This window comes from Psychrobacter sp. YP14, assembly GCF_003209315.1.
Taxonomy (GTDB): domain Bacteria; phylum Pseudomonadota; class Gammaproteobacteria; order Pseudomonadales; family Moraxellaceae; genus Psychrobacter; species Psychrobacter raelei.
The window spans coordinates 693529-715060 of the sequence record NZ_CP029789.1 but is presented as its reverse complement, the minus strand read 5'-3'; the positions used below and the strand labels follow the sequence as shown (position 1 = coordinate 715060).

The window sequence follows — 21532 nt, the reverse complement described above, 5'->3', positions numbered from 1 at the left end:
CATCATCTTATGTGCCATATTGGATGTCCTTATGAGTTGAAAAGTAAATAATAACGGCTCAATATCGATATTAAATAAAAAGCGGTGCAATACAAAAGTGATATCACTCATAAAAAAAAGACCAGATCAAGCGATCTGGTCTTTATCGAATGAGCTAAAAGTCAGTCATATAATCAACCTACTGACTTAAAAGCGTTTTTTAAAATCAGGAGGCAGCTGTTGTTCTAAGTCTTTCAGTTGACGCTCCATATCTTCTTTGCTTGGCATATTATTCGGATCTAGGCCAAAGGGTGGCATGCCGCCTGCACCTTGAGTAGGTTTACCACTTGTGTTACCACCCCCAAATAAGGGACCGCCTGCACCTTGAGCACCGCCGCCGCCCATACCGGTTAAGCCTTGAACCGCTTTCATCATTTTGGTTAGGCCTTCAGGTTTTGACAGCATCTTCATCATTTTTGCCATTTGTTTGTGCTGCTTAAGCAAACGGTTGATGTCCTGGATTTGTTTGCCAGAGCCCGCTGCAATACGGCGCTTACGGCTTGGGTTAATCTTATCAGGATTTTTGCGCTCATAAGGGGTCATAGAGTTAATCAGCGCTTCCATCTCTTTTACTTTTTCTTCTGGCTTGGCTTCCTCTAGTGCCTCTTTGATACCTGCTCCGCTCATGCCTGGCATCTTATCTAAGAAGCCACTCATACCGCCCATATTCTTCATCTGTTGGAACTGAGTCAATAAATCCTCAAGGTCAAACTCACCGCCCTTCTGGATTTTTTTGGCCATTTTTTCGGCTTTGTCACGGTCGATTTTTTGCTCAACTTCTTCAACCAAGCTTAGAACATCACCCATGCCCAAGATACGCTGAGCGATACGCTCAGGGTGGAAAGCTTCTAGGGCATCGAGTTTTTCACCGCGGCCCAAGAATTTAATGGGCTTGTCAGTAATGGCGCGCACAGATAAGGCCGCACCGCCGCGGGCATCACCATCAGTCTTGGTTAAGATAACACCAGTGAGCGGCAGTGCATCATTAAAGGCTTTGGCAGTATTAGCCGCATCTTGACCGGTCATTGAGTCAACAACGAACAGAGTTTCAGAAGGATTGGCCGCTGCTGTCAATGCTTTAATCTCATCCATCATATCTTCATCGATATGCAAGCGACCTGCGGTATCGATAATTAGGATGTCTTGATACTGCAGCTTGGCCTCTTCGATGGCACGCTTAGCGATATCAATGGGGTTCTCATCACTGCTTGAGTTTACAAACTTAGCGTTTACCTGAGCGGCCACTTGCTCTAGCTGCTTAATGGCTGCCGGACGATAAACGTCGGCTGAGACCAGCATCACTTTTTTCTTATGACGCTCTTGTAAGTACTTAGCAAGCTTACCTGCTGTGGTGGTTTTACCGGCACCTTGCAGACCAGCCAGTAAGTAGACGACAGGCGGCTTACCGGTCATCTCTAGCTGCTGATTGGCACTGCCCATCATTTCCGTTAATTCATCATAGACAATCTTGACGAAAGCTTGACCTGGGGCCAATTCCTTTAACACCTCTTGACCCAGCGCTTGCTCTTTTACGCGCTTAACGAAGTCACGGGTGATAGGTAGAGCGACATCGGCCTCAAGCAGCGCCATACGCACTTCACGCAGCGTGTCTTTAATATTGTCTTCGGTCAGCTGTCCTGAGCCTGAAATCTTACGCAGGCTGCCAGAGAGTCTTTCGGTTAAGGTATCAAACATAGGGTTTTCTCGATAAATTGTTAATAAAGTTTAAGGCTGTAAAATAAGAATTAATCAAATCAGGTCATGCTCAATTGGGGCAGTGCTTAATAAGTAAGACTTTAATTGGGATAACACTTTATTTATAAGGGTGATTGGTTTTGCTCGCGCCTTTTAAACCCATCATTGGCAAACGCATTACTGGCTCTATTGATTTATTGGTTTAAAACCCACTATTTCAAGGCAGCAGCTTACTGAAATGGCTAATTTTAGCAAAAGCAAAAGTTTAACTGTATAGCAATCGCAAATAAGAGTCATTCTATGCTAAATTAGCGTATCATTAAGTCAGAGGGCTGCGTCAGTGCTTGTTAAGCCAAAATGTACAGGCCATTATTTAAGACCCGCCACAGAATAACATATATAGTATATCAAACATTCTACGACCTAATTTGTTAACTCGATTTATTTGGGGACCAAAACACCGTGTTGCTTGCCTACCTCATCGCACTTATCGTCTATCTTATTGTAAGCTTTCATTTGGCCTGGGCCTTGGTTCGCATCAAGCCCATTGCTAAAGGCTTCACCTTAGGCATGCTTATGGTCGGTCTGGTGGCACATGCCATAAGCTTATACCCCAATATTTTTACCATCTATGGCTTAAATTTTAACCTTTTTAACACCGCAAGCTTAACCAGCTTTTATTTCATGTTGTTTTATGTGCTGTTTTGCTTTTATCGACCCATTTTAAGTTTGGGTGTTTTTGCCACACCCACAGCGATTATTGGCCTAAGCTTGGGATACTTTGGTGTCGCCCCTTATGCGCCACTCACCGACATTACCCCAGGGCTAGAGTCGCATATTATATTGTCAATCGCCGCCTATTGTGTGCTGCTAATGGCTGCCATTCAGGCGCTGATTTTGCGCTTTCAAATCCGAGAGCTTAAGCATAAGACCAAGCAGCGTTTTTGGGTTAATAAACTGCCCTCATTACAAAGCATGGAGTCGCTATTATTTGATATGATTTTGGTGGGCTTTGGTTTATTAACCGCAGCGCTTGCCATCGGCTTTATGTATGTCAGTGACCTTATGGCGCAGCACATTGCGCATAAGACGGTGCTGAGTATTTTATCTTGGCTGTTATTCGGCGGCTTATTAATTGGTCATTGGAAATATGGATGGCGTGGACGCCGAGCAGCCAATATGACCATTATTGCCTTTGTTGTGTTAGCCATTGGGTTTATCGGCAGCAAGTTTGTGCTAGAGATGCTACTTTAGTCTTTCATACCTGTTCACACTGTGGCCTCTATGACGGCATTCAAGTACGCTATTTATTCATGCCTAGTTATTGATTAATGCTAAGTTAAATGCCTTGTCTAAGCCATAAACTTTAATCAGTGGCTGATCTAACAAAGACGCTACGCCAATAAATAATGGGCAACAAACACAGCACACCCACCGCCACACTAAGCACAAAGTGGCCACTATAGCCCAATTGTGCAGCGATAAATCCACTGACTAAGTGACTGACACCGCTAAACACGGTGAGCAGACACACCTGAGTGGTGAAGTCACTGCCCGCCTTCTGGTGACGGGCATAATGCATCACCATAGTCAGCATCGCCACCAGCGCCATTGCCGCAGCCATATGCTCTACAGCATTGGCAGCATAGGTCCACCAAAACGGTATGGATGCACCTGCCCCAACACCTAGCCAATTAGGATGCTCAAAGCCTATTGCCACCAGTACATAAAGCCCTGTAGTCACTACCTGAAATGCATTAAAGCTAAGCAGTGCTGTGTGATGGGCCATACGTTTTAGCAGCCAAGCGGCCAGTGCCGCCCCAAGTAAGGAAGCCCCTGAACCAAGCACACTCACCCACAGCCCTATACTACCAGTGGGTATACCCATATCCACCATCATTGGCTTAACCATACCACTTGAGATACCATCGACTATCTTAAAGCTCAGTAGCACGGTAAGCCAAGCGCGCATTTCACGGTTATGCCAAAAATAACCATAGTTGTCTGTTAAATAATGAGCCACAGAGCGCGCTTTAGGCTCGGCTAGAGTTTCATCAGAGGTGCTAGAAGCTTGCCTCTGATGGCCTATCTGTGACAACATACGATCTGTTTTGGCTTGTGTTTGATGCTGACTAATAGCAATGTGCTTATTCTCAGGGTAGCGCCAAATCGGCAAGGTATTAAGCACAATCAGAGCCGCCATAGCAAAAAAGCTATAACGCCAGGACCAGTTGCCTAGCACCAATAAAAACACCCCGCCACCCAAGATAAGCCCTAAGCGATAACCTATCACTTGCACGGCATTGCCCATGCCTTGGTAAGGGTTATGGGCTGTACTTGTCGCCTCTATCGCTTTATTGTCGCTGCTTTGGCGCACCAATTGACTTAAAGATCGGGTCGCAAGCCCATCGGCTGCCACATCATGGGTGGCACCAATTAAACTCAAAAAAAACAGTAAAGCATATAGAGCCCACAAGGTCTGCGGCGTGCTTAACTGCTGCGGATTAAATAAGCCCACTGCGGCCACTATCATTGCTGACAACAGCTGAAGCGGCAATATCCAGCTGCGTGAGCGTCCCCACTTAGGTGAGAAGTACTGATCAACCACAGGTGCCCACAAAAACTTCAGCGCCCAAGGAGCCAGTAGTAGCCCAGACAAGCCAATCATCTCAAGGGACACGTCATAATCACGCAATATGGCTGGCAAGGCTTGGGTTATAAAGCCCGAAGGTAAGCCTTGGGCGAAATATAAGGTCAATAACACAGTAAGCAGCGTATAAGGCGGACCATCATTTTGTGATTCAGGTGGTCCACTATCTGCTAAATTAAGCGCAGAGCCTGTTGGATCAACATTAGTGTACACGCTTGAATCGGTACTGCTGCTAGAGGATGAAGAAGGGGGCATCATGACGATCTGCCTAATTTTTTATAGCTTTTGCCATAGCGGCTATAGCAACGGGAGGGATATTATCTGCTATAATAGCTTGATTGAACATGGCACTTTTATTTTGCCCACCCATTCATTTTAGCCCAATCTATATTTTAGCTGGCCTTATTTTATAAAAATAGCCAGTTGGCGTATAAATAATATGTGTTTTGGCTTAATGTTTGGAGTGAAGTATGCGATAATGCCGACACAATTAATTTGAAAAAAAACTGATTGTGTGGTATAAATACGCCCTTAAAAATTTTATCCTGGTCACCCACCTTTCGTTGTGGCGATAAAAGGGTACGACCACCATCTTTCTGTTAACATTTTATTCAAGTTGCAGTCCTCTGTGTCCATAGCCGCATTGTGATTCGTTATCTTGAGTAGGTAGAGCCCCTCTCTTATTGGGCATGATTGACATGCCATAGTGATGCTTTACAACTTTATTAGGAGTCCGTCATGTCTCGAGTATGTCAAGTGACAGGAAAGCGCCCTCAAGTGGGTAACAATGTTTCGCATGCGCATAACAAAACCCGCCGTCGCTTTTTGCCAAATCTACACAACCATCGTTTTTGGGTAGAATCTGAAAACCGTTTTGTTCGTCTTCGTGTTTCTACTAAAGGTATGCGTATCATCGATAAGCACGGTATTGATAAAGTACTTGCTGATTTACGTGCCAAGGGTGAAAAAGTTTAGTCTTTTAAATGACTAACGAGATGGCTTTTTTAGCCCTCTTACTTTACAAATTTATAGGAATGCATCATGAGAGACAAGATTAAGTTAGTATCTACTGCTGGTACCGGTTACTTCTACACCACTACCAAAAACAAACGTACTATGCCTGGCAAAATGGAGATCAAAAAGTTTGATCCTAAAGTACGCCAGCACGTTATTTTCAAAGAAGCTAAAATCAAATAATTTTTTGACTATTTGATACAGCAAAAAAGAGGGGGTTATCTTAGATAACCCCCTCTTTTTTTGGTTCATCAGTTATCACTTTAAAAGCTGTATCAAATTAGACAAATATAAAATAGGCAAATCTTAGCTGTAGTGTTTAGGCTCTTCATCATAGACGTTGGCATGCCACTGACTGACCTGCTTTTGCATCACAGCCTGAATGGCAGCATGAATCATCTTATGACCAATAAACTGCGCTTCACCCTCTAGCATTTCTTTTACTTTGTCAGAAAATGCGATAGTGACCAAAGGATCCTCAGCGTCTGCAGAATCACGTAGGACGATTTGACCCTTCTCGTTTTCCACCAACTCTAAGATGGTCTCTTGAGCAAATCCTCTACGGGTGCTACGTTTGCCTGTCTCAGCGTCAATTTCAACTTCTAAGTTGTCTTTTTCAAAATCAAATACCATGCCCTATCTCCCTCTTATAGCATATGTGTATCTATTAACAATGGACGCTAATGGAACAAATTTCAAGGGGTATTTGTTGCAACATATCACTCATAAGCTAGGTTTGAGCACTCATCAGCCATACTCTAACAGCCTAAGATCGCCATTATTCAGCCGACTATAGGCCGGTATAATATGCAGCAGATAAGCTATCGCCAATAACGCAGCTTGGCCAAATAGAACAAAAAAGATACAAACATACCTAAGTAATAGGCATTTTTTAGCTCAAAACTTGGATCGCGGTATTTAAAAGGCAGGGCAACCACTGCTGTGGCAGTGGGGAAAATAATTAACATTACCAGCCAGTTCTCAAACACCGCAAGCCAGCCCTGCCAGCCTGGTGCATGGCGCAGACCCGATAATCCTAGCAGCATACAGCCTATAATCAGGGCTTTAATAAGCCCCTTAGGAATGGTTTCTGGATAAGGGTAATAAAATGAATTGCGATCAAAAATTGACAAGAGGATTCCTTTATTAACGCCAGTTTTGTTAGAGGGGGATTTGATTAGCTATAAGTGCCCATCAACCATAGTAAAGTGACACAAGAGATTAGCCAACCTAAGGTTAATGCATTGCGTCTTTGAATGTGCATCCCCTTGACTTTATTCATAATCAATGACCCCACCCAAAAGCCTAGCGGAATTACCAGAACAAAAGTGGGCACCAATAGGGCGGCGTGGCGCAAGATTTCGCCTATGGGGTCACCCACTAAGGCTCGAAATACATAGCCTGATACGCTCAAAATCAACGAAAAAACTGCCAGCCCTATGGTAAATCCCTTAGGCACCAAGCCGGGCGAGGTCTGCTGCGTTGCCACTTTATCTATCAACTCATTATTTGTCATCTTATCTGTCCTCGCTTATGACCCATTTACCAAAGATTAAATCAAATCCTTGAGCTAATTTGATAAAAACTAGGCTTGATGGGCACCCACTAGACTTAGCTCATGGCGCATCTCATCAATGGCCTGTTTATAGTCTGGCTGATTAAAAATGGCTGAGCCTGCCACAAACATATCAGCGCCCGCTTCAGCAATGGCTCTAATGTTATTGGCTTTTACGCCGCCATCTACTTCTAGACGAATGTCGCGACCGCTGGCATCGATACGCTGACGCACTTGTTTGATCTTGTCTAACGTACCGTCAATAAAAGACTGACCACCAAAACCTGGGTTGACGCTCATCAATAAGATTTGATCCACTTTATCCATCACATAATCTAGATAATGCAGCGGCGTGGCCGGGTTTAATACCAAACCACATTTTGCACCGCCATCTTTGATCATTTGTAATGAGCGGTCGATGTGATTGCTTGCTTCAGGGTGGAAGGTGATGATACTGGCACCGGCCTCTAAGAACTGCTCAATCATACTGTCAACCGGTGATACCATTAAATGCACATCGATGGGCGCGTCGATGCCGTAATCACGCAGTGCTTTACAAATCATGCTGCCGAAGGTGAGGTTTGGCACATAATGATTGTCCATCACATCAAAGTGAATCACATCGGCCCCAGCTTGCAATACCGTCTCTACCTCTTCACCCAAGCGGGCAAAATCTGCAGAAAGAATGGAGGGGGCTATTAGATACTCACGTGGGGTAGCTGCTGATTGGGTGCTGCTCATACTGTTTCTCTAAGAATTGGAGGAGAATAAAAGAAATGTCGCTGGGCTTAATGGCCATTAAACCCAGCTATTATACCAATTATATGGCAGTTAATGCGGCGTTATAATGATGTTCAATGTGGTCATTAATGATGCTTTGGATAAAATAGTAGCTGTGGTCAAAGCCGGCATGGTAGCGCAAGGTCAATGGCTGCTCAACCTGCTGACACACTTTTTGCAAAGCCTCTGGGCGCAAGTAGCCATCTACATAGAAGTCATCTGCTGCGCCTTGATCAACTAAAATAAACGGATACTGTTTGCCTGCTTTTTCAACGATATTTACCGCATCAAACTGTGCCCATGTCTGCTCTGACTCAGCACCAAAGTACTCGCTAAAGGCGGCGCGCCCCCAATCAGACTCACTGGCAACACAAACAGGCGCTATGGCAGACACACTGATGAACTTGCTGGGGTATTTAAAGCCAAACATCAGCGCGCCATGCCCACCCATAGAGTGACCGGTGATACCCACACTGCTAATAGCAAACTGGCTACGAATCAGCTCATAAAACTCGTCAATAATATAACTGTGCATATTAAAATGCTTCGACCACTTATCTTCAGTCGCATTCACATAATAGCTTGCCCCCTGACCGACAAAATAGCGCTCATCATTGGGCACAGATTCGCCTTTAGGTGAAGTGTCTGGCGCTATAAAGATCATGCCAAGCTCGCTACATTCTTGTTGAAAGTGTGCTTTATGAGTGACGTTGTCTGGGCTACAGGTCAAGCCGGATAAGTACAATAACGCCGGGCAAGTTTGGCCGGCCAATGCCTCATCGGGCAAATAAATACTAAAGCTCATCTCTGTATTGGTCACAGAGGATTGATGCGAGTAATAACGCTGCTCACCATTAAAACAACGGTTTTTAGTTTGTAATGTTAACGCTGACATATGAAACATCCTTTTTTAAACAAGATGACTTATAAATAGTACAGGTTTATAGAACACCTTTTAAACCCGATGATTTGACTTGGCGTGGGCCAAAATGAGAATGAAATTTTTATCTATCAATTTATATAGTGATTCTAACATAGCACTCTACTTTTAAAAGTAAGCCCTCGTAAAGGTATAGGTTTCCTTAATTGTATCCGCAGTATGGCGATATATCGTCCACTATGGCGCATTCGTGCCTTAATTAGGTGCAAATAATAGCGATTGTCTTATTTTTAACGTGGTACACAATTTGCAACTTTTTTAATAAGTTAACCCGTTAACCCTTTGTTTTTATTCTTAAACCTAGCCAATCTTAAAGCCAACATATTCGTTAGTTTCTCTAGGTTTAAGTTATCATTCAATCGAGCCATAAGGTGTGTACTATGAACCCTAAAGATACCGCTCCAATTATTAATGACGCGCCATTAAACCCAGCTGAACCTGCGAATTCTGCCGTTAACGAAACCTTAGAAGATTATACTTTACGTTATGCCCCACATAGCTTTCGTAAATGGACCCCTGGTGTGGTGGCCATTACCGCACTTGGCGGCATCGCTTATTTGGCTGACTTTTCCATTGGTGCCAGTATTGGCTTGGCCTATGGTACAACCAATGCAGTTGTGGCCATTCTGTTGGCCGCAGTGGTTATCTTTTTAACCGGTATTCCGGTCTCTTACTATGCGGCTCGCTATAATATTGACTTGGATTTAATCTCGCGAGGTGCAGGTTTTGGCTACTATGGAACAGTAATCACCAGTATCATTTTTGCCAGTTTTACCTTTATTTTCTTCGCATTGGAAGGCGCTATTATGGCGCAAGGTCTTAAAATGGGGCTCGGGGTACCATTATGGTTAGGATATCTTCTATCTAGTGTCATGGTAATCCCTCTGGTTGTCTTTGGTATGAAGGCACTTAGTAAATTACAAGTCTGGACGACCCCACTATGGCTATTTCTAATGGTCGGCCCCGTAGCCTACTTAGTATTCCAAAACCCAAGTATGGTCAATGACTGGGCCGCATTCTCCGGTAATGGCGACTATACAGGTCTCGATATGTCTGCGGTTATGCTAGGTGCAGGCGTCTGTTTGGCACTGATTATGCAAATCGGTGAGCAGATTGACTATCTACGTTTCATGCCTGCTAAGACGGAAGAAAACAAAGTGTCTTGGTGGGTTGCCATGCTGTCAGCAGGACCAGGTTGGGTGGTGTTAGGCGCCATCAAACAAGTTACAGGTGCTTTCTTGGCCTTCTATTTAATGGCCAATATGCTACCCGACAATGTCATTACTGAGCCGGTACAGCAGTTTACATCAGTATTCCAAAATATCATTCCTGGTGGATTTGCCATTGCTTTGGCCGTTATTTTAGTGGTTATTTCACAAATTAAAATCAACGTTACCAATGCTTACTCTGGGTCATTGTCTTGGACCAGTGCCTATGCTCGAGTAACCAAACACTATCCAGGTCGCATTATCTTCGTTATTTTCAACGTGTCTATCGCCTTGTTATTAATGGAAATGGATATGTTCTCAGCTCTAGGTAAAATCCTAGGCTTCTATTCTAACTTCGCGATTGCTTGGATTGTGGTGGTCTCAACTGATATTGCGATCAATAAGTATGTACTTGGACTGTCTCCGAAAGAGCCTGAATTCCGCCGCGGTATGTTATATGATTTTAACCCAGTTGGTTTGGTGGCATTTGGTGTAGCAGCAGGCCTATCTATCTTGGCATTCTTTGGGGTTCTAGGCGATTTCCTAGCACCATACTCTCCTATTATCGCTTTGGTAGTCGGCTTTGTACTGACCCCTTTAATGGCTATTATTACTAAGGGTAAATACTATCTAAAACAAAATGACGATGGCATTGAAGAATCACGTTTCGATATGGAAGGTACACCAGTGGCTACTTTGTATCATTGCGTAGAATGTGAACAGCAATATGAACGCCCTGATGTATTACATTCAACTCAACACAATGGCATCGTTTGCTCACTTTGCAAAACGTTGGAAAAAAGCGCTTAAATAAAGTTTAAAGACAGCAAGTGTTAATCATTAAAATATGTCAATGAAAACAAATAAATATCTATTATGATTGCTCACAATGGGTATTTATTTGTTTGCACTAAAAAAATATTTAGATTAATGGGCAGACAATTGACTAAGAAACATATAGTTGTCTATAAGCAGTTGACCACAAGTTAATCAATACCTAAAACCTAGTAACAAGATTAATTAACAAAACAAAAAATATAAACTGTCTCACCCTATTATGTAACTCATCTATAATGACACTCCCTACCATAAAGATTATCTTCTTTTAGGAACTTTACTTTGACTTGGCAATCCTCATTAGAACTTAGCTTTGACTATCGTGTCAGTTCCCAAAAAACTCGGTTATGCCACCGCTTACATGAAGGCGCATTAATGGTACAACGCCCCTTGTACCCTGAACCTGAAAAGACAGATATTGAATGCCCCTCCCCTGATCAAACCTCTTCCTTAAATCCCCATCAGACAATCTACACATCACCTAAAAAACGAATATCCCAATCCGGCATTTGCCACATTTATGTGCTATATCCTCCCGCAGGAATCGCTGATGGTGATAAATTGGCCATGACTTTCGATTTGAAACCTTATAGTTATGCCGTTATTACCACCCCAGGGGCAGGTAAATGGTATGGACAACGTGAATCACTAAGATCTACTAACTCACCACAATCTCAGTTACAAAGTCAACAATCCCTCTCTAACCCTATCAAATCCAAGCCGAAAGCAGAACAAAACATCCGAGTACAACTGGCTGATAATGCTACTCTAGAATGGTTACCTCAAGAAAGTATTTACTTTGATTATTCGGTGTCAAATGCCTGTAGCCATTTTGATTTAGCGCCCACAGCCAGTTTAATGACTTGGGATATCGCTGTTTTTGGTCGCCAAGCTTATAACGAGACCTTTGCTAATGGTCAATATAACAATCGTTTGCAAATATGGAGAGACGGCCAGCTATTAGTTAGCGAACATACCCATCAAGTTGCAAATTCTCGTTGGTTTCAGTCACCGCTTGGACTAAACAAACAACATGTGCATGGATCATTTTGGGCAGTACCTAGCGTAGATGTATTAGATAGCGAGGCACAAAGTAACCCTTTGAAGTTGGGACAGTTTTTAGATGAGACCATCACTGAATTACGTGAGTTAATAGATCAACATAATTTGCCTATTGAAAGTACTCATAACTATCAAGCGATTAACTGCCGATATATAGGCGGAGATGTACGGGCTTGTTTTGAAGCATTTTATGAGGTTCGTGAACTATTGAGAGAAAAATGGTATCAATTGCAGCCTCATCGCCCAAGAATTTGGGACACTTAGTTGGCCTTTAATTCACCTAATCTTTAACTAACCTCTGTTTGCTTTAAAGCTCTTTCTTCAACGACTTAATACTTTTTAAAGTGACACAGTTTTTAAAAATTAAAAATTCGTCTACTTAATTATAAGTTTCTTATACAGGTTTTTTGGTCCATAGATATGAGTTTCTTATATAACTTTACCAACTTATAAATAGTAAGGATATTCCATGCAATTAAACCCGACTGAAAAAGATAAATTAATGCTATTTACTGCTGGCATGGTTGCAGAACGCCGTAAAAATCGTGGGGTTAAACTTAATTACCCTGAGTCTATCGCCTACATCAGCATGCTACTTATGGAAGGCGCTCGTGACGGTAAAAGCGTGGCGCAGCTAATGAGTGAAGGCACAACCTATCTTACTGCTGATGATGTAATGGAAGGTGTTCCGGATATGATACAGGACGTACAAATTGAAGCTACTTTTCCTGATGGGACTAAGCTTGTAACCGTGCACAATCCCATCGTATAGCGGGTCTATTGTGTCATTAATTCTATTTTCTGATATCAAAGACCTAAAGTTGTAGCAGCATATTAATCTCATTCCAGACCCCTAAAGACTGCATAAAATAAAAACTAAGGAACACTATGAAAGCAGGCGAATATAAAATAAAAGCCGGAGAAATGACTTTAAACGCAGGCCGCAGCGTGCAAACCATAGAAGTTGTCAATACGGGTGACCGTCCTATTCAAATAGGATCTCACTATCATTTTTATGAAGTTAACGATGCATTAAGCTTTGATAGAGAAGCAACCAGGGGCTATCGTTTAAATATATTATCGGGTACTGCTGTAAGGTTTGAGCCAGGTCAGGCTCGTGAAGTTGAATTAGTCGCTATCGCCGGTAAAAGAGAAGTTTATGGCTTTGCAGGACGTGTTATGGGGCCTGTAGACATTAAGAGAACGGGAAGTACCTCCCAAAAACTTATCGACCGCCGTATCCATGCTGAGCATTTTGGCCCCACAACGGGAGATAAAGTAAGATTAGCCGATACCAACCTTTGGCTTGAAGTTGAATACGATTTAACCAGTCAGATTGATCATGATATCGATACTGATAAAACTCATTCATTAGACTCCAATGTTGACTCTATCTTAATTAGTGGTAGTGAAGACGATAGTTTGAAATCCTCAGAATCTAACCTCCAGTCTTTCGCTAATGTCAGTATCGGTGAAGAGGTCAAATTTGGGGGCGGTAAGGTTATCCGTGATGGCATGGGACAGTCGCAACTGTTAGCTAATGAGGTGCCAGATACGATTATTACTAATGCACTTATTGTTGATTATACGGGTATCTATAAAGCTGATGTTGCTATTAAAGACGGACGTATCAGAGGCATTGGTAAGGCGGGAAATCCAGATATCCAACCCGGAGTTACCCTACCAATTGGTGCTGCGACTGAAATTATAGCCGGTGAAGGTAAAATCTTGACCGCTGGCGGTATCGATACCCATATTCATTTTATTGCACCTCAACAGTGTGAGACTGCCCTAATGTCAGGGGTCACCACTATGTTTGGTGGTGGTACAGGACCCGCTCAAGGTACCTTAGCCACTACCTGTACGCCAGGGCCTTATCATATTCAAAGTATGTTAAAAGCGACCGATAGTCTACCGATGAATATTGGACTCTTGGGCAAAGGAAATGTCAGCTTACCGCAACCAATTGTTGAACAAATAGAAGCAGGTGCCGTCGGCTTAAAGCTTCATGAAGACTGGGGTACGACGCCACAAGCCATTGATAACTGCTTAAGCATAGCCGATGACTATGATGTACAAGTTGCCATTCATACTGATACCTTAAACGAAAGCGGCTATTTAGAAAGTACATTGGGCGCTTTTAAAGAACGCTGTATCCATACTTTCCATACTGAAGGCGCAGGTGGTGGTCATGCACCCGACATCTTAAAAGCCATTGGTCAATCGCACGTTCTACCCTCCTCTACCAACCCTACGCGTCCCTTTACGGTAAATACCATCGATGAGCATCTTGATATGCTGATGGTCTGTCATCATCTGAGTCCTGCCATTGCTGAAGATGTGTCTTTTGCTGAAAGTCGTATTCGTAAAGAGACCATTGCTGCCGAAGATATTTTGCACGACACAGGCGCTATCTCCATGATGAGTAGTGACTCGCAGGCAATGGGACGTGTGGGAGAAGTCATTATTCGTACTTGGCAGACCGCCAATAAGATGAAAGCTCAGCGCGGTCATCTTATGCCAGATACATCTGCTAAAGACGAGCAAGATGCCGGTCATCTTAAACTTAGCGAAACTGATTTTGATCAAGATAATGATAACTTCCGAATCAAAAGATATATTGCTAAATACACGATTAACCCTGCTATTACTCATGGTATCAGCGATATTGTTGGCTCAATCGAAATTGGAAAGTGGGCTGACTTAATTTTATGGTCCCCTGCTTTCTTTGGCGTTAAACCAGACTGTATCCTCAAAGGCGGGCTTATTGCAGCGGCGCCAATGGGGGACATAAATGGCTCTATCCCTACGCCTCAGCCAGTTCATTACCGCAGCATGTTTGCTAGCTCACCAAAAGCAGTCGCCCAAACTTGTATTACCTTTTTATCTCAATCTGCTATAGATAAAGGCGTCGCAGAACAGTTAGAACTTCATAAAATGATTCAGCCTGTACACAATATTCGAAAAGTACGTAAAAGCGACATGAAATTAAACAGCCATTGTCCAAAAATGGAAATTAATCCTGAAACTTATGAAGTTCATGCAGACGGCGAACTGTTAACGTGTGAACCATCGGACCAGTTGCCTATGGCTCAGCGCTACTTTCTCTTCTAGTCATAAGCATTTTTAATCTTGTTCAATCAATAACTTGTAGACCGTGATCTACAAGTTATATTGATCGACTCAACCCATATAGCGGCCTACAGATAATTATGAAAATATATACCCAACGTCTTAGTACCAGTGACCTAACAGCAGAACAAATGGCACGTCTTGAAACTCAAATACAGGATAAAAACTATCTTTGTTTAGATCTTGACACTCGACAGCGTAGTCGATTCAAGGCGAATAATGAACGTCAAGAGTCGCTAGGTATTGATTTACCTCGTACAGAAACCTTAAAAAGTGGCAGCGTATTATCCAATCAACAAGGCGATCTAATCCAAGTAATAGCTGCCGATCAGACGTTGATTTGTGTCACTGCAGAGGATAGTTTCAACCTCATGAAAGGTGCTTATCACTTAGGTAATCGTCATGTGCCACTTATGATTACTCCTGACGCTTTGTACTTCGAACCGGATCATGTGTTGGAATCAATGCTACAAAATCTCGGACTGCATACAAGGCAGGTTCAAGCACCTTTCGAACCTGAGACGGGTGCCTATAAAGGGGGGCATGCGCACAGTCATAGTCATGGCATTGAACATAATCATAGCACTGAGCATAGTCATCCTCATGTACACGCACATGACCATGAACATCACCATAGCCATAATGCCGGACATAGCCACTCACATGACTGAGACGACTGCTAACATGCCAGCGGCTTTAACAGCCGATCAGCCTAAAGAGAGTCAGACTATTATAGATAGCCCTGCTCAACCCATTGATGTCACGGGTCGTTTATTGATGCTCGCATCGAGTAATCTACCGATCGGTAGTTATACTTACTCTCAGGGCATTGAACCTGCTATTGAAGCAGGACTAATTTATGACGAGAGCAGTACTTTGGAATTTATGAGTGATTATCTGCAGTTGGCTTTGACAGGTTATGAATTGCCAACTTTGGCACTGATGGTTACTGCACTTACTAATGATAATGAACCTTTAGCACAAGCACTGGCGGCTGACTATCACGCTAGCCGCGAGAGTAAAGAGTTTGTCTTTGAGTCTAGCCAGTTAGCCATTTCTCTTTCTGCTTGGCTTGATGAAGTTTTAGATTTAAATGTACCAGACGAGCTACTTAGACACGGGTTCCTACCACTTTTTGCTAATATCTGTGCTCATTGGCAGATTAGCCCAAAGCAAGCCATGACCACTTATGCTTTTGGTCAAATTGAAAACATGGTACTGGCTGCGGTTAAAACGGTACCTCTTGGACAAATGGTAGGACAGCGCATTATTTGGCAACTGCAGAATCAACTAGAAAATTACAGCAATACGATAGCGACTCAGGTCAGTGAGGTCTATCAGTTTTATCTAAATCAGACACCGCAGCTAGAACCATGCAGTAGTTTTAATAAAAATCAGCGTTCTATAAGCTTTTTTTGTAAACAGCTGAATATGTCAGCCAATTTGCCTTATTTGGCAAAGCTGTCTAGTCAGCACGAACGACAATATAGTCGATTATTTCGGTCATAGTCGTCGCTATATCGAAAGATAGTTATCTTAAAAACAACTCTCTTAAAACTAGCTGTTTTAAAAAAACATCTATTAAAATTAAATTAAGGAATTATTCATGGCACTTACTCCCAAAACTCAACACTCAAAGAGTCAAAACCCTACCGCACTATCCCCACTACGTCTTGGCATTGGTGGACCAGTTGGCTCTGGCAAAACAGCATTAACGCTAAGACTTTGTCAAAGTTTACGTGATGAGTTAAATATGGCCGTGGTAACCAATGACATTTATACCAAAGAAGACTCAGAGTTTTTGACCCGCAATAATGCCATGCCTGCAGAACGCATTCGTGGGGTCGAAACGGGAGGCTGTCCTCATACAGCGATACGTGAAGATGCATCTATTAATCTGTCTGCTATTGCTGAATTACAAAGCCAGTTTCCAGGCTTAGAACTCATTATTATTGAATCAGGTGGTGATAACTTAGCGGCCACCTTTAGTCCAGAGCTTTCTGATTTAACCCTATACGTTATTGATGTTTCGGCTGGCGATAAAATACCACGCAAAGGTGGGCCAGGTATTATGAAATCTGACTTGCTTATTATCAATAAGACAGATTTAGCGCCTTTAGTAGGGGCCTCGTTGGAAGTTATGGCTCGTGATGCAAAAAAAATGCGTGGCGAAAAGCCCGTGGTCTTTAGCAACATGAAAACGGGTGAAGGCTTGGATGAAATTGTTGCCTTTATTAAAGACAAAGGCATGCTCGGTACTGTATAAAGCTGTTAGTAGCCGTACTCATATTTTTATATCTCACTATTGGATAACCGAACAGGATAATCAGGAAATCTAATAGTGAAAAAATCGACTTACTCCTATTTTTAAGGAATTTATAATGACTATAAATAAATTACCATTAATTAGACTACCTGCTACCGCTAATAAAACTGCAACTTTTAGTTTAATAACCTTATTCACTTTATTACCGACACTGGCTTTCGCACATCCTGGCCATGATATTTTAACTTCACAGGGATCTTTTTTATCTTCTGTATTATCAGGTTTAATGCATCCATTGACTGGCCTTGATCATTTAATGTTAGCGTTGGGCATGGGTGTACTATTCACTCAAATGAACCGCTTTAAAAAAGGACTGGTGTCATTGTCTATCGGTTTAATAGCAGGCTTCGCACTTAGTTTGAGTTTTAATTTAAATAACCTCTATATTGAGGGAGGTATCATTTTATCGATTATACTGCTGACTGCCGCGCTTATGAGCCGTCACTTTAATCCCGTCTTAACTGAGAGCTCTAGTACTTCCGTTAATAAGAGCTATAACTTAGCTATTATGGGTTTTGGTGCTTTAGCCATGTTCCATGGCGCCGCACATGCTCTAGAAGTTCCTGCGAACAGTATAACCACTGGTTTCTTTATTGGTATGATTGTCAGCATGATTGCTCTTTATTCGGTAGGTAATGTTATTGCTAAATACCTAAGCACACACGTTCAAAACAGTTTGATTGTTCAGCGCCTTTTAGCTGTCGTCGGCTTGTGCGCTGTATTATTTAGTTAGCAGCACATTTATTAGTAGCACGTTTGACAAAGGTGAATTGTTTTATAGAAAATGTATCATTCATATATCGCTTAGTTGAAACCAAATACAAAGCCCAGTCTGAAAATTCAGGCTGGGCTTTATAATAGCGAGGAGAATATACTGCGTATTAAAGATTAATCATAAAATTAGGCCTATGCTACTACGTCCAACTCTTCTTTCATCATCTCCACAATTTTAAACTTCTGAATTTTACCGGTGACTGTCATCGGGTACTGCTCAACAAACCGAATGTAGGTGGGAATCTTAAAGTGAGCAATTTGGTTATAACAAAAATCTCGTACTTCTTGCTCAGTGAGGGTTTCGCCTGCTTTAGGAATAATCCAAGCCGCCAGTACCTCACCATAATGAGCATCCGGAACACCCACGATTTGCACATCGGCAATCTTAGGATGACGGTATAAGAAGTTCTCCACTTCAATGGGATAAATATTTTCCCCACCTCGAATAATCATATCTTTACTGCGTCCCACCACCGTGATATAGCCGTGCTCATCCATACTGCCTAAATCCCCGGTATGCATCCAGCCATCAACTATGGCCTCGGCAGTTTTCACTGGGTCATTCCAGTAGCCTTGCATCACCGCATAGCCTTTGGTCAAAATCTCCCCCACCTCTCCTATCGGCAAGGTTTGGCCATTGAGTGGATCCACCACTTTTACCTCAAGATGCGGCTGCACCACCCCCACAGTAGCAATGCGCTTTTCAAACTCCGTGGTTGGCAAGGTCTGGGTGGCTTTAGGACTGGTCTCGGTCATACCATAGGCAATGGTCAACTCACTCATATGCATCTGTTTGATAATACGCTGCATAAGCTCTCGTGGGCAGCTTGCCCCACCAGATACACCAGTACGAAGGCTGCTTAAATCAAAGCGGGCAAAATCAGGATGATTTAAGATGGCTAAAAACATACTGGGCACGGCATGCAGCACGGTACATTTTTCCTCATTAATAGCCTGCAACACACTTAATGGGTCAAAGCTGCTGCTAGGATACACCAAGGTGGCGCCATGCGATAACATCGTTAGATTACCCAGTACCATCGCAAAGCAGTGATACAGCGGCAGTGGCAAGCACAGCTTATCTTCAGCGGTTAAACACAAGGTTTCGCCCAGATGATAGGCATTATTAAGCAGATTCCTGTGGGTCAGTGTGGCCCCTTTGGGCGTACCTGTCGTGCCACTGGTAAACTGAATGTTGATCGCGTCATTGGCGTTTAGCTGATTTTGACGCTCGGTAAGCTTGGGATCATCTGCATCGCCTTCAGCCAACCAATCAGAGAATTTTTGCATAAATCCAAAGCTTTCATCGCTATTTGGGGCATCTATCCAAATTAAGCGCTTTAGATTGGGCAATGTATTGAGCGCTAAGCACTCATAGCTTTGATGACACATCTCCGGTGCCATTTGTTGCACCATCTGCACATAATCGCTGGTCTTGAAATGACGCATAAATACCAAAACTTTACAATCCACTTTATTTAGCGCGTACTCAAGCTCCGATATACGGTAGGCAGGATTGATATTCACCAAAATGATGCCCGATTTGGCCGTGGCCAATTGCATTAGCAACCATTCGGCATTGTTGTGCGACCAGATGCCTACGCGGTCCCCTTTTTGCAATCCCATCCTTATCATGCTGCTGGCCAATTGATTCGATTTTTGTTGCAGCTGCTGGTAGGTGAGCCGAATATGTTGATGGCAAGATACCAAGGCTTCTTTGTCTGGCGTCTGATTGGCCACAGAGTCAAAGTAATCGCCAATGGTAGATTCAATCAGCGGGGTATCAGTGGCGCCAATATCATGGCTCATCTGAAGTGGTGCATGGCGTGAGCCTGCATTAGGAAAACGCTGCTCTAATAACTGTCTAAACATAGTCTCATCCTTGTGATAGTCCATCGCTATTAACGTCCTTGTTAATAATACTGGCTGCGCTAAGCATCATTTAAGCTAAACAATAGTTTAGTAAAACGAAACCAGTAATCTCATTATACTCATAACTTTTAAAATAATAAAAGTGCTATTTGACATAAAAAAAGGGCCCATAAGAGCCCTGTCGCTAAGTTAAGTGTTAAAGCTTGTGCCTATCTTTAACGCGTAAGCTTGCTAAAAGTGGTGCGCATAGCTTATTGGTCTTGTTCTTCTTTTATATCAAATACCTGACGCAAATAGGCCAAGTAGGTGTCATTGTGGATCATGGTTTTGCCTGGGCTATCAGACAGCTTGGCCACGGGCTGACCATTACATTCCACCAGCTTTAATACGATATTTAGCTGGGTGAGTCCCATGTCATTGGTCAAATTGGTACCGATACCAAAGCTTGTCTGAATACGCTCTTTAAAATACTCATGCAGCTGCCATGCTTTTTTAATATGCAGGCCGTCACTGAAGGTAAGTACTTTGGTCTTAGGATCAATCTTAAGCTGGCGGTAATGGTTAATTGCCTTATCGCCCCACGCATAAGGGTCGCCACTATCATGACGCAGTCCATCAAACAATTTGGCAAAGTACAGATCAAAATCACGTAAAAAGGCATCCATCCCCACAACATCGGTTAAAGCAATACCTAAGTCGCCTCGATACTCATGCACCCACGCCTCAAGTGCTGCTTTTTGTGAGTCACGCAAACGCACATCAAGCGCTTGGAAGGCCTGCATAAATTCGTGCGCCATGGTGCCAATCGGCGTGATTTTTAATTTTTTGGCCAAATATACATTAGAGGTACCGCGTACGATACTCGGTGCCGCTTTATGCAAGGTTTCAACCACATGGGTATGCCAGGCCTTGCTAAAACGGCGACGGGTGCCAAAATCAGCGATGATAAACGGCGGCATGCTGCGGCTTTGCTCGCCGGCGTAACGTTGCAACAAGTCTACTTTTTGCTGCAGACGTCTTTCTCCCTCTTCAATAATCTTAGGCGTGGTCAGCTGCTGATAATACAGCTCATTGACGATGGCCAAGACGAACACTTCAAAGAACATCGCCTGAATCATCGGGCCTTCGATATCGATATTTAAGCGGTTCTTGTCATCAATACTCACGTGAATATGGCGACGCTTTAGCTTAAATAGCTCCAGATAATCTACAAAATCTGCTCTAATAAAGCGCAGGCCACTCAGATAATCCAGCTCATCTTGGGTAAAGCTTAGCTGACACAAGTGATCAAGCTGAGCCTCTAGAGCCGGCTTAATATCCGCCAGCGGATAAGCGGTGTCTTGATAATTGCGGCAGCGAAAGCGGTACACACCATGGGTTTGTGGGAACTGATGTAGCATGGCTTGTAGCATGGTAAATTTGTACAAGTCATTATCAAGCAACGAGGTGATTATTGGAGTAATAGGTTTTGTCATAATTTCGCTCAAAATTTAAAATCAGCCAGTCTTTACAATCTTATTCATCGTAATATTATGACTTGTTCGGCCCATTAATGCTATTTGGCATTGTCATTTAACCCCCGCCATCCCATTCTCCATAAAAAAAGGACCCAGCTATACTGAGTCCTCTTCATTATAAACACTATTAT

Annotated in this window: 20 protein-coding genes; 11 read left to right on the top strand and 9 right to left on the bottom strand. The window is 42.9% G+C overall.

The features are described from left to right. Positions 1-186: 186 nt before the first annotated feature. Entirely contained in the window at positions 187-1734 is a 1548-nt protein-coding gene (gene ffh, locus DLE54_RS03070; RefSeq protein ID WP_110816199.1) for a signal recognition particle protein, read from the bottom strand. Positions 1735-2196: 462 nt separating this feature from the next. Here ffh and DLE54_RS03065 point away from each other — a divergent pair, with 462 nt between their 5' ends. After that, on the top strand, positions 2197-2988 hold the full coding sequence (locus tag DLE54_RS03065; protein ID WP_110816198.1) for an inner membrane protein YpjD: 792 nt from the start codon (positions 2197-2199) through the stop codon (positions 2986-2988). A gap of 112 nt (positions 2989-3100) precedes the next feature. Here the strand turns inward: DLE54_RS03065 and DLE54_RS03060 are convergent, their stop codons facing one another. Further along, positions 3101-4642, bottom strand: coding sequence for an MFS transporter (locus tag DLE54_RS03060; protein WP_227535464.1), 1542 nt, complete (start codon positions 4640-4642; stop codon positions 3101-3103). A gap of 480 nt (positions 4643-5122) precedes the next feature. On the opposite strand from DLE54_RS03060, the gene rpmB reads away from it, so the two are divergent. Both rpmB and rpmG read left to right on the top strand, forming a co-directional pair. After that, positions 5123-5359, top strand: a complete 237-nt coding sequence (gene rpmB / locus DLE54_RS03055) for a 50S ribosomal protein L28 (protein ID WP_011959870.1) — start codon at positions 5123-5125, stop codon at positions 5357-5359. A gap of 66 nt (positions 5360-5425) precedes the next feature. Further along, positions 5426-5581, top strand: a complete 156-nt coding sequence (gene rpmG, locus DLE54_RS03050) for a 50S ribosomal protein L33 (protein WP_007394061.1) — start codon at positions 5426-5428, stop codon at positions 5579-5581. Between the two features lie 123 nt (positions 5582-5704). Here the strand turns inward: rpmG and DLE54_RS03045 are convergent, their stop codons facing one another. From DLE54_RS03045 to fghA, 5 genes are all read right to left on the bottom strand, one after another. Beyond that, on the bottom strand, positions 5705-6031 hold the full coding sequence (locus tag DLE54_RS03045) for a hypothetical protein (protein WP_110816197.1): 327 nt from the start codon (positions 6029-6031) through the stop codon (positions 5705-5707). A 188-nt stretch (positions 6032-6219) separates the two neighbouring features. Then, a complete protein-coding gene (locus DLE54_RS03040; RefSeq protein WP_011959868.1) occupies positions 6220-6531 on the bottom strand; it encodes a hypothetical protein in 312 nt (103 codons plus the stop codon). Between the two features lie 44 nt (positions 6532-6575). Next, positions 6576-6914, bottom strand: coding sequence for a hypothetical protein (locus tag DLE54_RS03035; protein ID WP_110816196.1), 339 nt, complete (start codon positions 6912-6914; stop codon positions 6576-6578). 69 nt (positions 6915-6983) lie between these two features. Further along, positions 6984-7694, bottom strand: a complete 711-nt coding sequence (gene rpe / locus DLE54_RS03030; protein WP_110816195.1) for a ribulose-phosphate 3-epimerase — start codon at positions 7692-7694, stop codon at positions 6984-6986. 79 nt (positions 7695-7773) lie between these two features. After that, positions 7774-8628, bottom strand: a complete 855-nt coding sequence (fghA, locus tag DLE54_RS03025) for an S-formylglutathione hydrolase (RefSeq protein ID WP_110816193.1) — start codon at positions 8626-8628, stop codon at positions 7774-7776. A gap of 425 nt (positions 8629-9053) precedes the next feature. Between fghA and DLE54_RS03020 the strand changes: the two genes are divergently transcribed. The 8 genes from DLE54_RS03020 to DLE54_RS02985 all read left to right on the top strand — a co-directional run bounded on the left by DLE54_RS03020 (position 9054) and on the right by DLE54_RS02985 (position 17971). Then, positions 9054-10691 (top strand): purine-cytosine permease family protein, encoded by a 1638-nt coding sequence (locus DLE54_RS03020; protein ID WP_227535461.1) that lies wholly within the window; start codon positions 9054-9056, stop codon positions 10689-10691. 309 nt (positions 10692-11000) lie between these two features. After that, the gene (locus DLE54_RS03015) at positions 11001-12044 is read left to right on the top strand and encodes an urease accessory protein UreD (RefSeq protein WP_110816192.1); all 1044 of its coding nucleotides are present in this window, start codon (positions 11001-11003) and stop codon (positions 12042-12044) included. 205 nt (positions 12045-12249) lie between these two features. Beyond that, positions 12250-12552, top strand: coding sequence for an urease subunit gamma (gene ureA / locus DLE54_RS03010; protein ID WP_007394072.1), 303 nt, complete (start codon positions 12250-12252; stop codon positions 12550-12552). Positions 12553-12668: 116 nt separating this feature from the next. Continuing rightward, positions 12669-14894 (top strand): urease subunit alpha, encoded by a 2226-nt coding sequence (gene ureC, locus DLE54_RS03005; protein ID WP_110816191.1) that lies wholly within the window; start codon positions 12669-12671, stop codon positions 14892-14894. 98 nt (positions 14895-14992) lie between these two features. After that, a complete protein-coding gene (ureE, locus tag DLE54_RS03000; RefSeq protein WP_110816190.1) occupies positions 14993-15583 on the top strand; it encodes an urease accessory protein UreE in 591 nt (196 codons plus the stop codon). After that, entirely contained in the window at positions 15576-16421 is an 846-nt protein-coding gene (locus DLE54_RS02995; protein WP_110816189.1) for an urease accessory protein UreF, read from the top strand. Before ureE ends, DLE54_RS02995 begins: the two co-directional genes overlap by 8 nt. Positions 16422-16518: 97 nt before the next feature. Beyond that, entirely contained in the window at positions 16519-17178 is a 660-nt protein-coding gene (gene ureG / locus DLE54_RS02990; protein ID WP_110816188.1) for an urease accessory protein UreG, read from the top strand. Between the two features lie 115 nt (positions 17179-17293). Then, positions 17294-17971: a HupE/UreJ family protein gene (locus DLE54_RS02985; protein ID WP_110816187.1), complete on the top strand. Its 678-nt coding sequence runs from the start codon at positions 17294-17296 to the stop codon at positions 17969-17971. Positions 17972-18144: 173 nt separating this feature from the next. On the opposite strand, the gene DLE54_RS02980 is transcribed toward DLE54_RS02985, so the two are convergent. Both DLE54_RS02980 and pncB read right to left on the bottom strand, forming a co-directional pair. Continuing rightward, positions 18145-19884 carry an AMP-binding protein gene (locus DLE54_RS02980; RefSeq protein WP_197708923.1) on the bottom strand — a complete coding sequence of 580 codons (1740 nt, stop codon included), beginning with the start codon at positions 19882-19884 and terminating at the stop codon, positions 18145-18147. Between the two features lie 251 nt (positions 19885-20135). Next, on the bottom strand, positions 20136-21359 hold the full coding sequence (pncB, locus tag DLE54_RS02975) for a nicotinate phosphoribosyltransferase (protein ID WP_110816185.1): 1224 nt from the start codon (positions 21357-21359) through the stop codon (positions 20136-20138). Positions 21360-21532 lie beyond the last annotated feature (173 nt).

What these genes read in the sequence shown, in the direction of transcription:
- ffh (WP_110816199.1), bottom strand. Translation starts at nt 1,734, where the DNA reads ATGTTTGATACCTTAACCGAAAGACTCTCTGGCAGCCTGCGTAAGATT.
- DLE54_RS03060 (WP_227535464.1), bottom strand. Translation starts at nt 4,642, where the DNA reads ATGATGCCCCCTTCTTCATCCTCTAGCAGCAGTACCGATTCAAGCGTG.
- rpmB (WP_011959870.1), top strand. Translation starts at nt 5,123, where the DNA reads ATGTCTCGAGTATGTCAAGTGACAGGAAAGCGCCCTCAAGTGGGTAAC.
- rpmG (WP_007394061.1), top strand. Translation starts at nt 5,426, where the DNA reads ATGAGAGACAAGATTAAGTTAGTATCTACTGCTGGTACCGGTTACTTC.
- DLE54_RS03045 (WP_110816197.1), bottom strand. Translation starts at nt 6,031, where the DNA reads ATGGTATTTGATTTTGAAAAAGACAACTTAGAAGTTGAAATTGACGCT.
- DLE54_RS03035 (WP_110816196.1), bottom strand. Translation starts at nt 6,914, where the DNA reads ATGACAAATAATGAGTTGATAGATAAAGTGGCAACGCAGCAGACCTCG.
- rpe (WP_110816195.1), bottom strand. Translation starts at nt 7,694, where the DNA reads ATGAGCAGCACCCAATCAGCAGCTACCCCACGTGAGTATCTAATAGCC.
- fghA (WP_110816193.1), bottom strand. Translation starts at nt 8,628, where the DNA reads ATGTCAGCGTTAACATTACAAACTAAAAACCGTTGTTTTAATGGTGAG.
- DLE54_RS03020 (WP_227535461.1), top strand. Translation starts at nt 9,054, where the DNA reads ATGAACCCTAAAGATACCGCTCCAATTATTAATGACGCGCCATTAAAC.
- ureA (WP_007394072.1), top strand. Translation starts at nt 12,250, where the DNA reads ATGCAATTAAACCCGACTGAAAAAGATAAATTAATGCTATTTACTGCT.
- ureC (WP_110816191.1), top strand. Translation starts at nt 12,669, where the DNA reads ATGAAAGCAGGCGAATATAAAATAAAAGCCGGAGAAATGACTTTAAAC.
- ureE (WP_110816190.1), top strand. Translation starts at nt 14,993, where the DNA reads ATGAAAATATATACCCAACGTCTTAGTACCAGTGACCTAACAGCAGAA.
- DLE54_RS02995 (WP_110816189.1), top strand. Translation starts at nt 15,576, where the DNA reads ATGACTGAGACGACTGCTAACATGCCAGCGGCTTTAACAGCCGATCAG.
- ureG (WP_110816188.1), top strand. Translation starts at nt 16,519, where the DNA reads ATGGCACTTACTCCCAAAACTCAACACTCAAAGAGTCAAAACCCTACC.
- DLE54_RS02985 (WP_110816187.1), top strand. Translation starts at nt 17,294, where the DNA reads ATGACTATAAATAAATTACCATTAATTAGACTACCTGCTACCGCTAAT.
- DLE54_RS02980 (WP_197708923.1), bottom strand. Translation starts at nt 19,884, where the DNA reads ATGTTTAGACAGTTATTAGAGCAGCGTTTTCCTAATGCAGGCTCACGC.
- pncB (WP_110816185.1), bottom strand. Translation starts at nt 21,359, where the DNA reads ATGACAAAACCTATTACTCCAATAATCACCTCGTTGCTTGATAATGAC.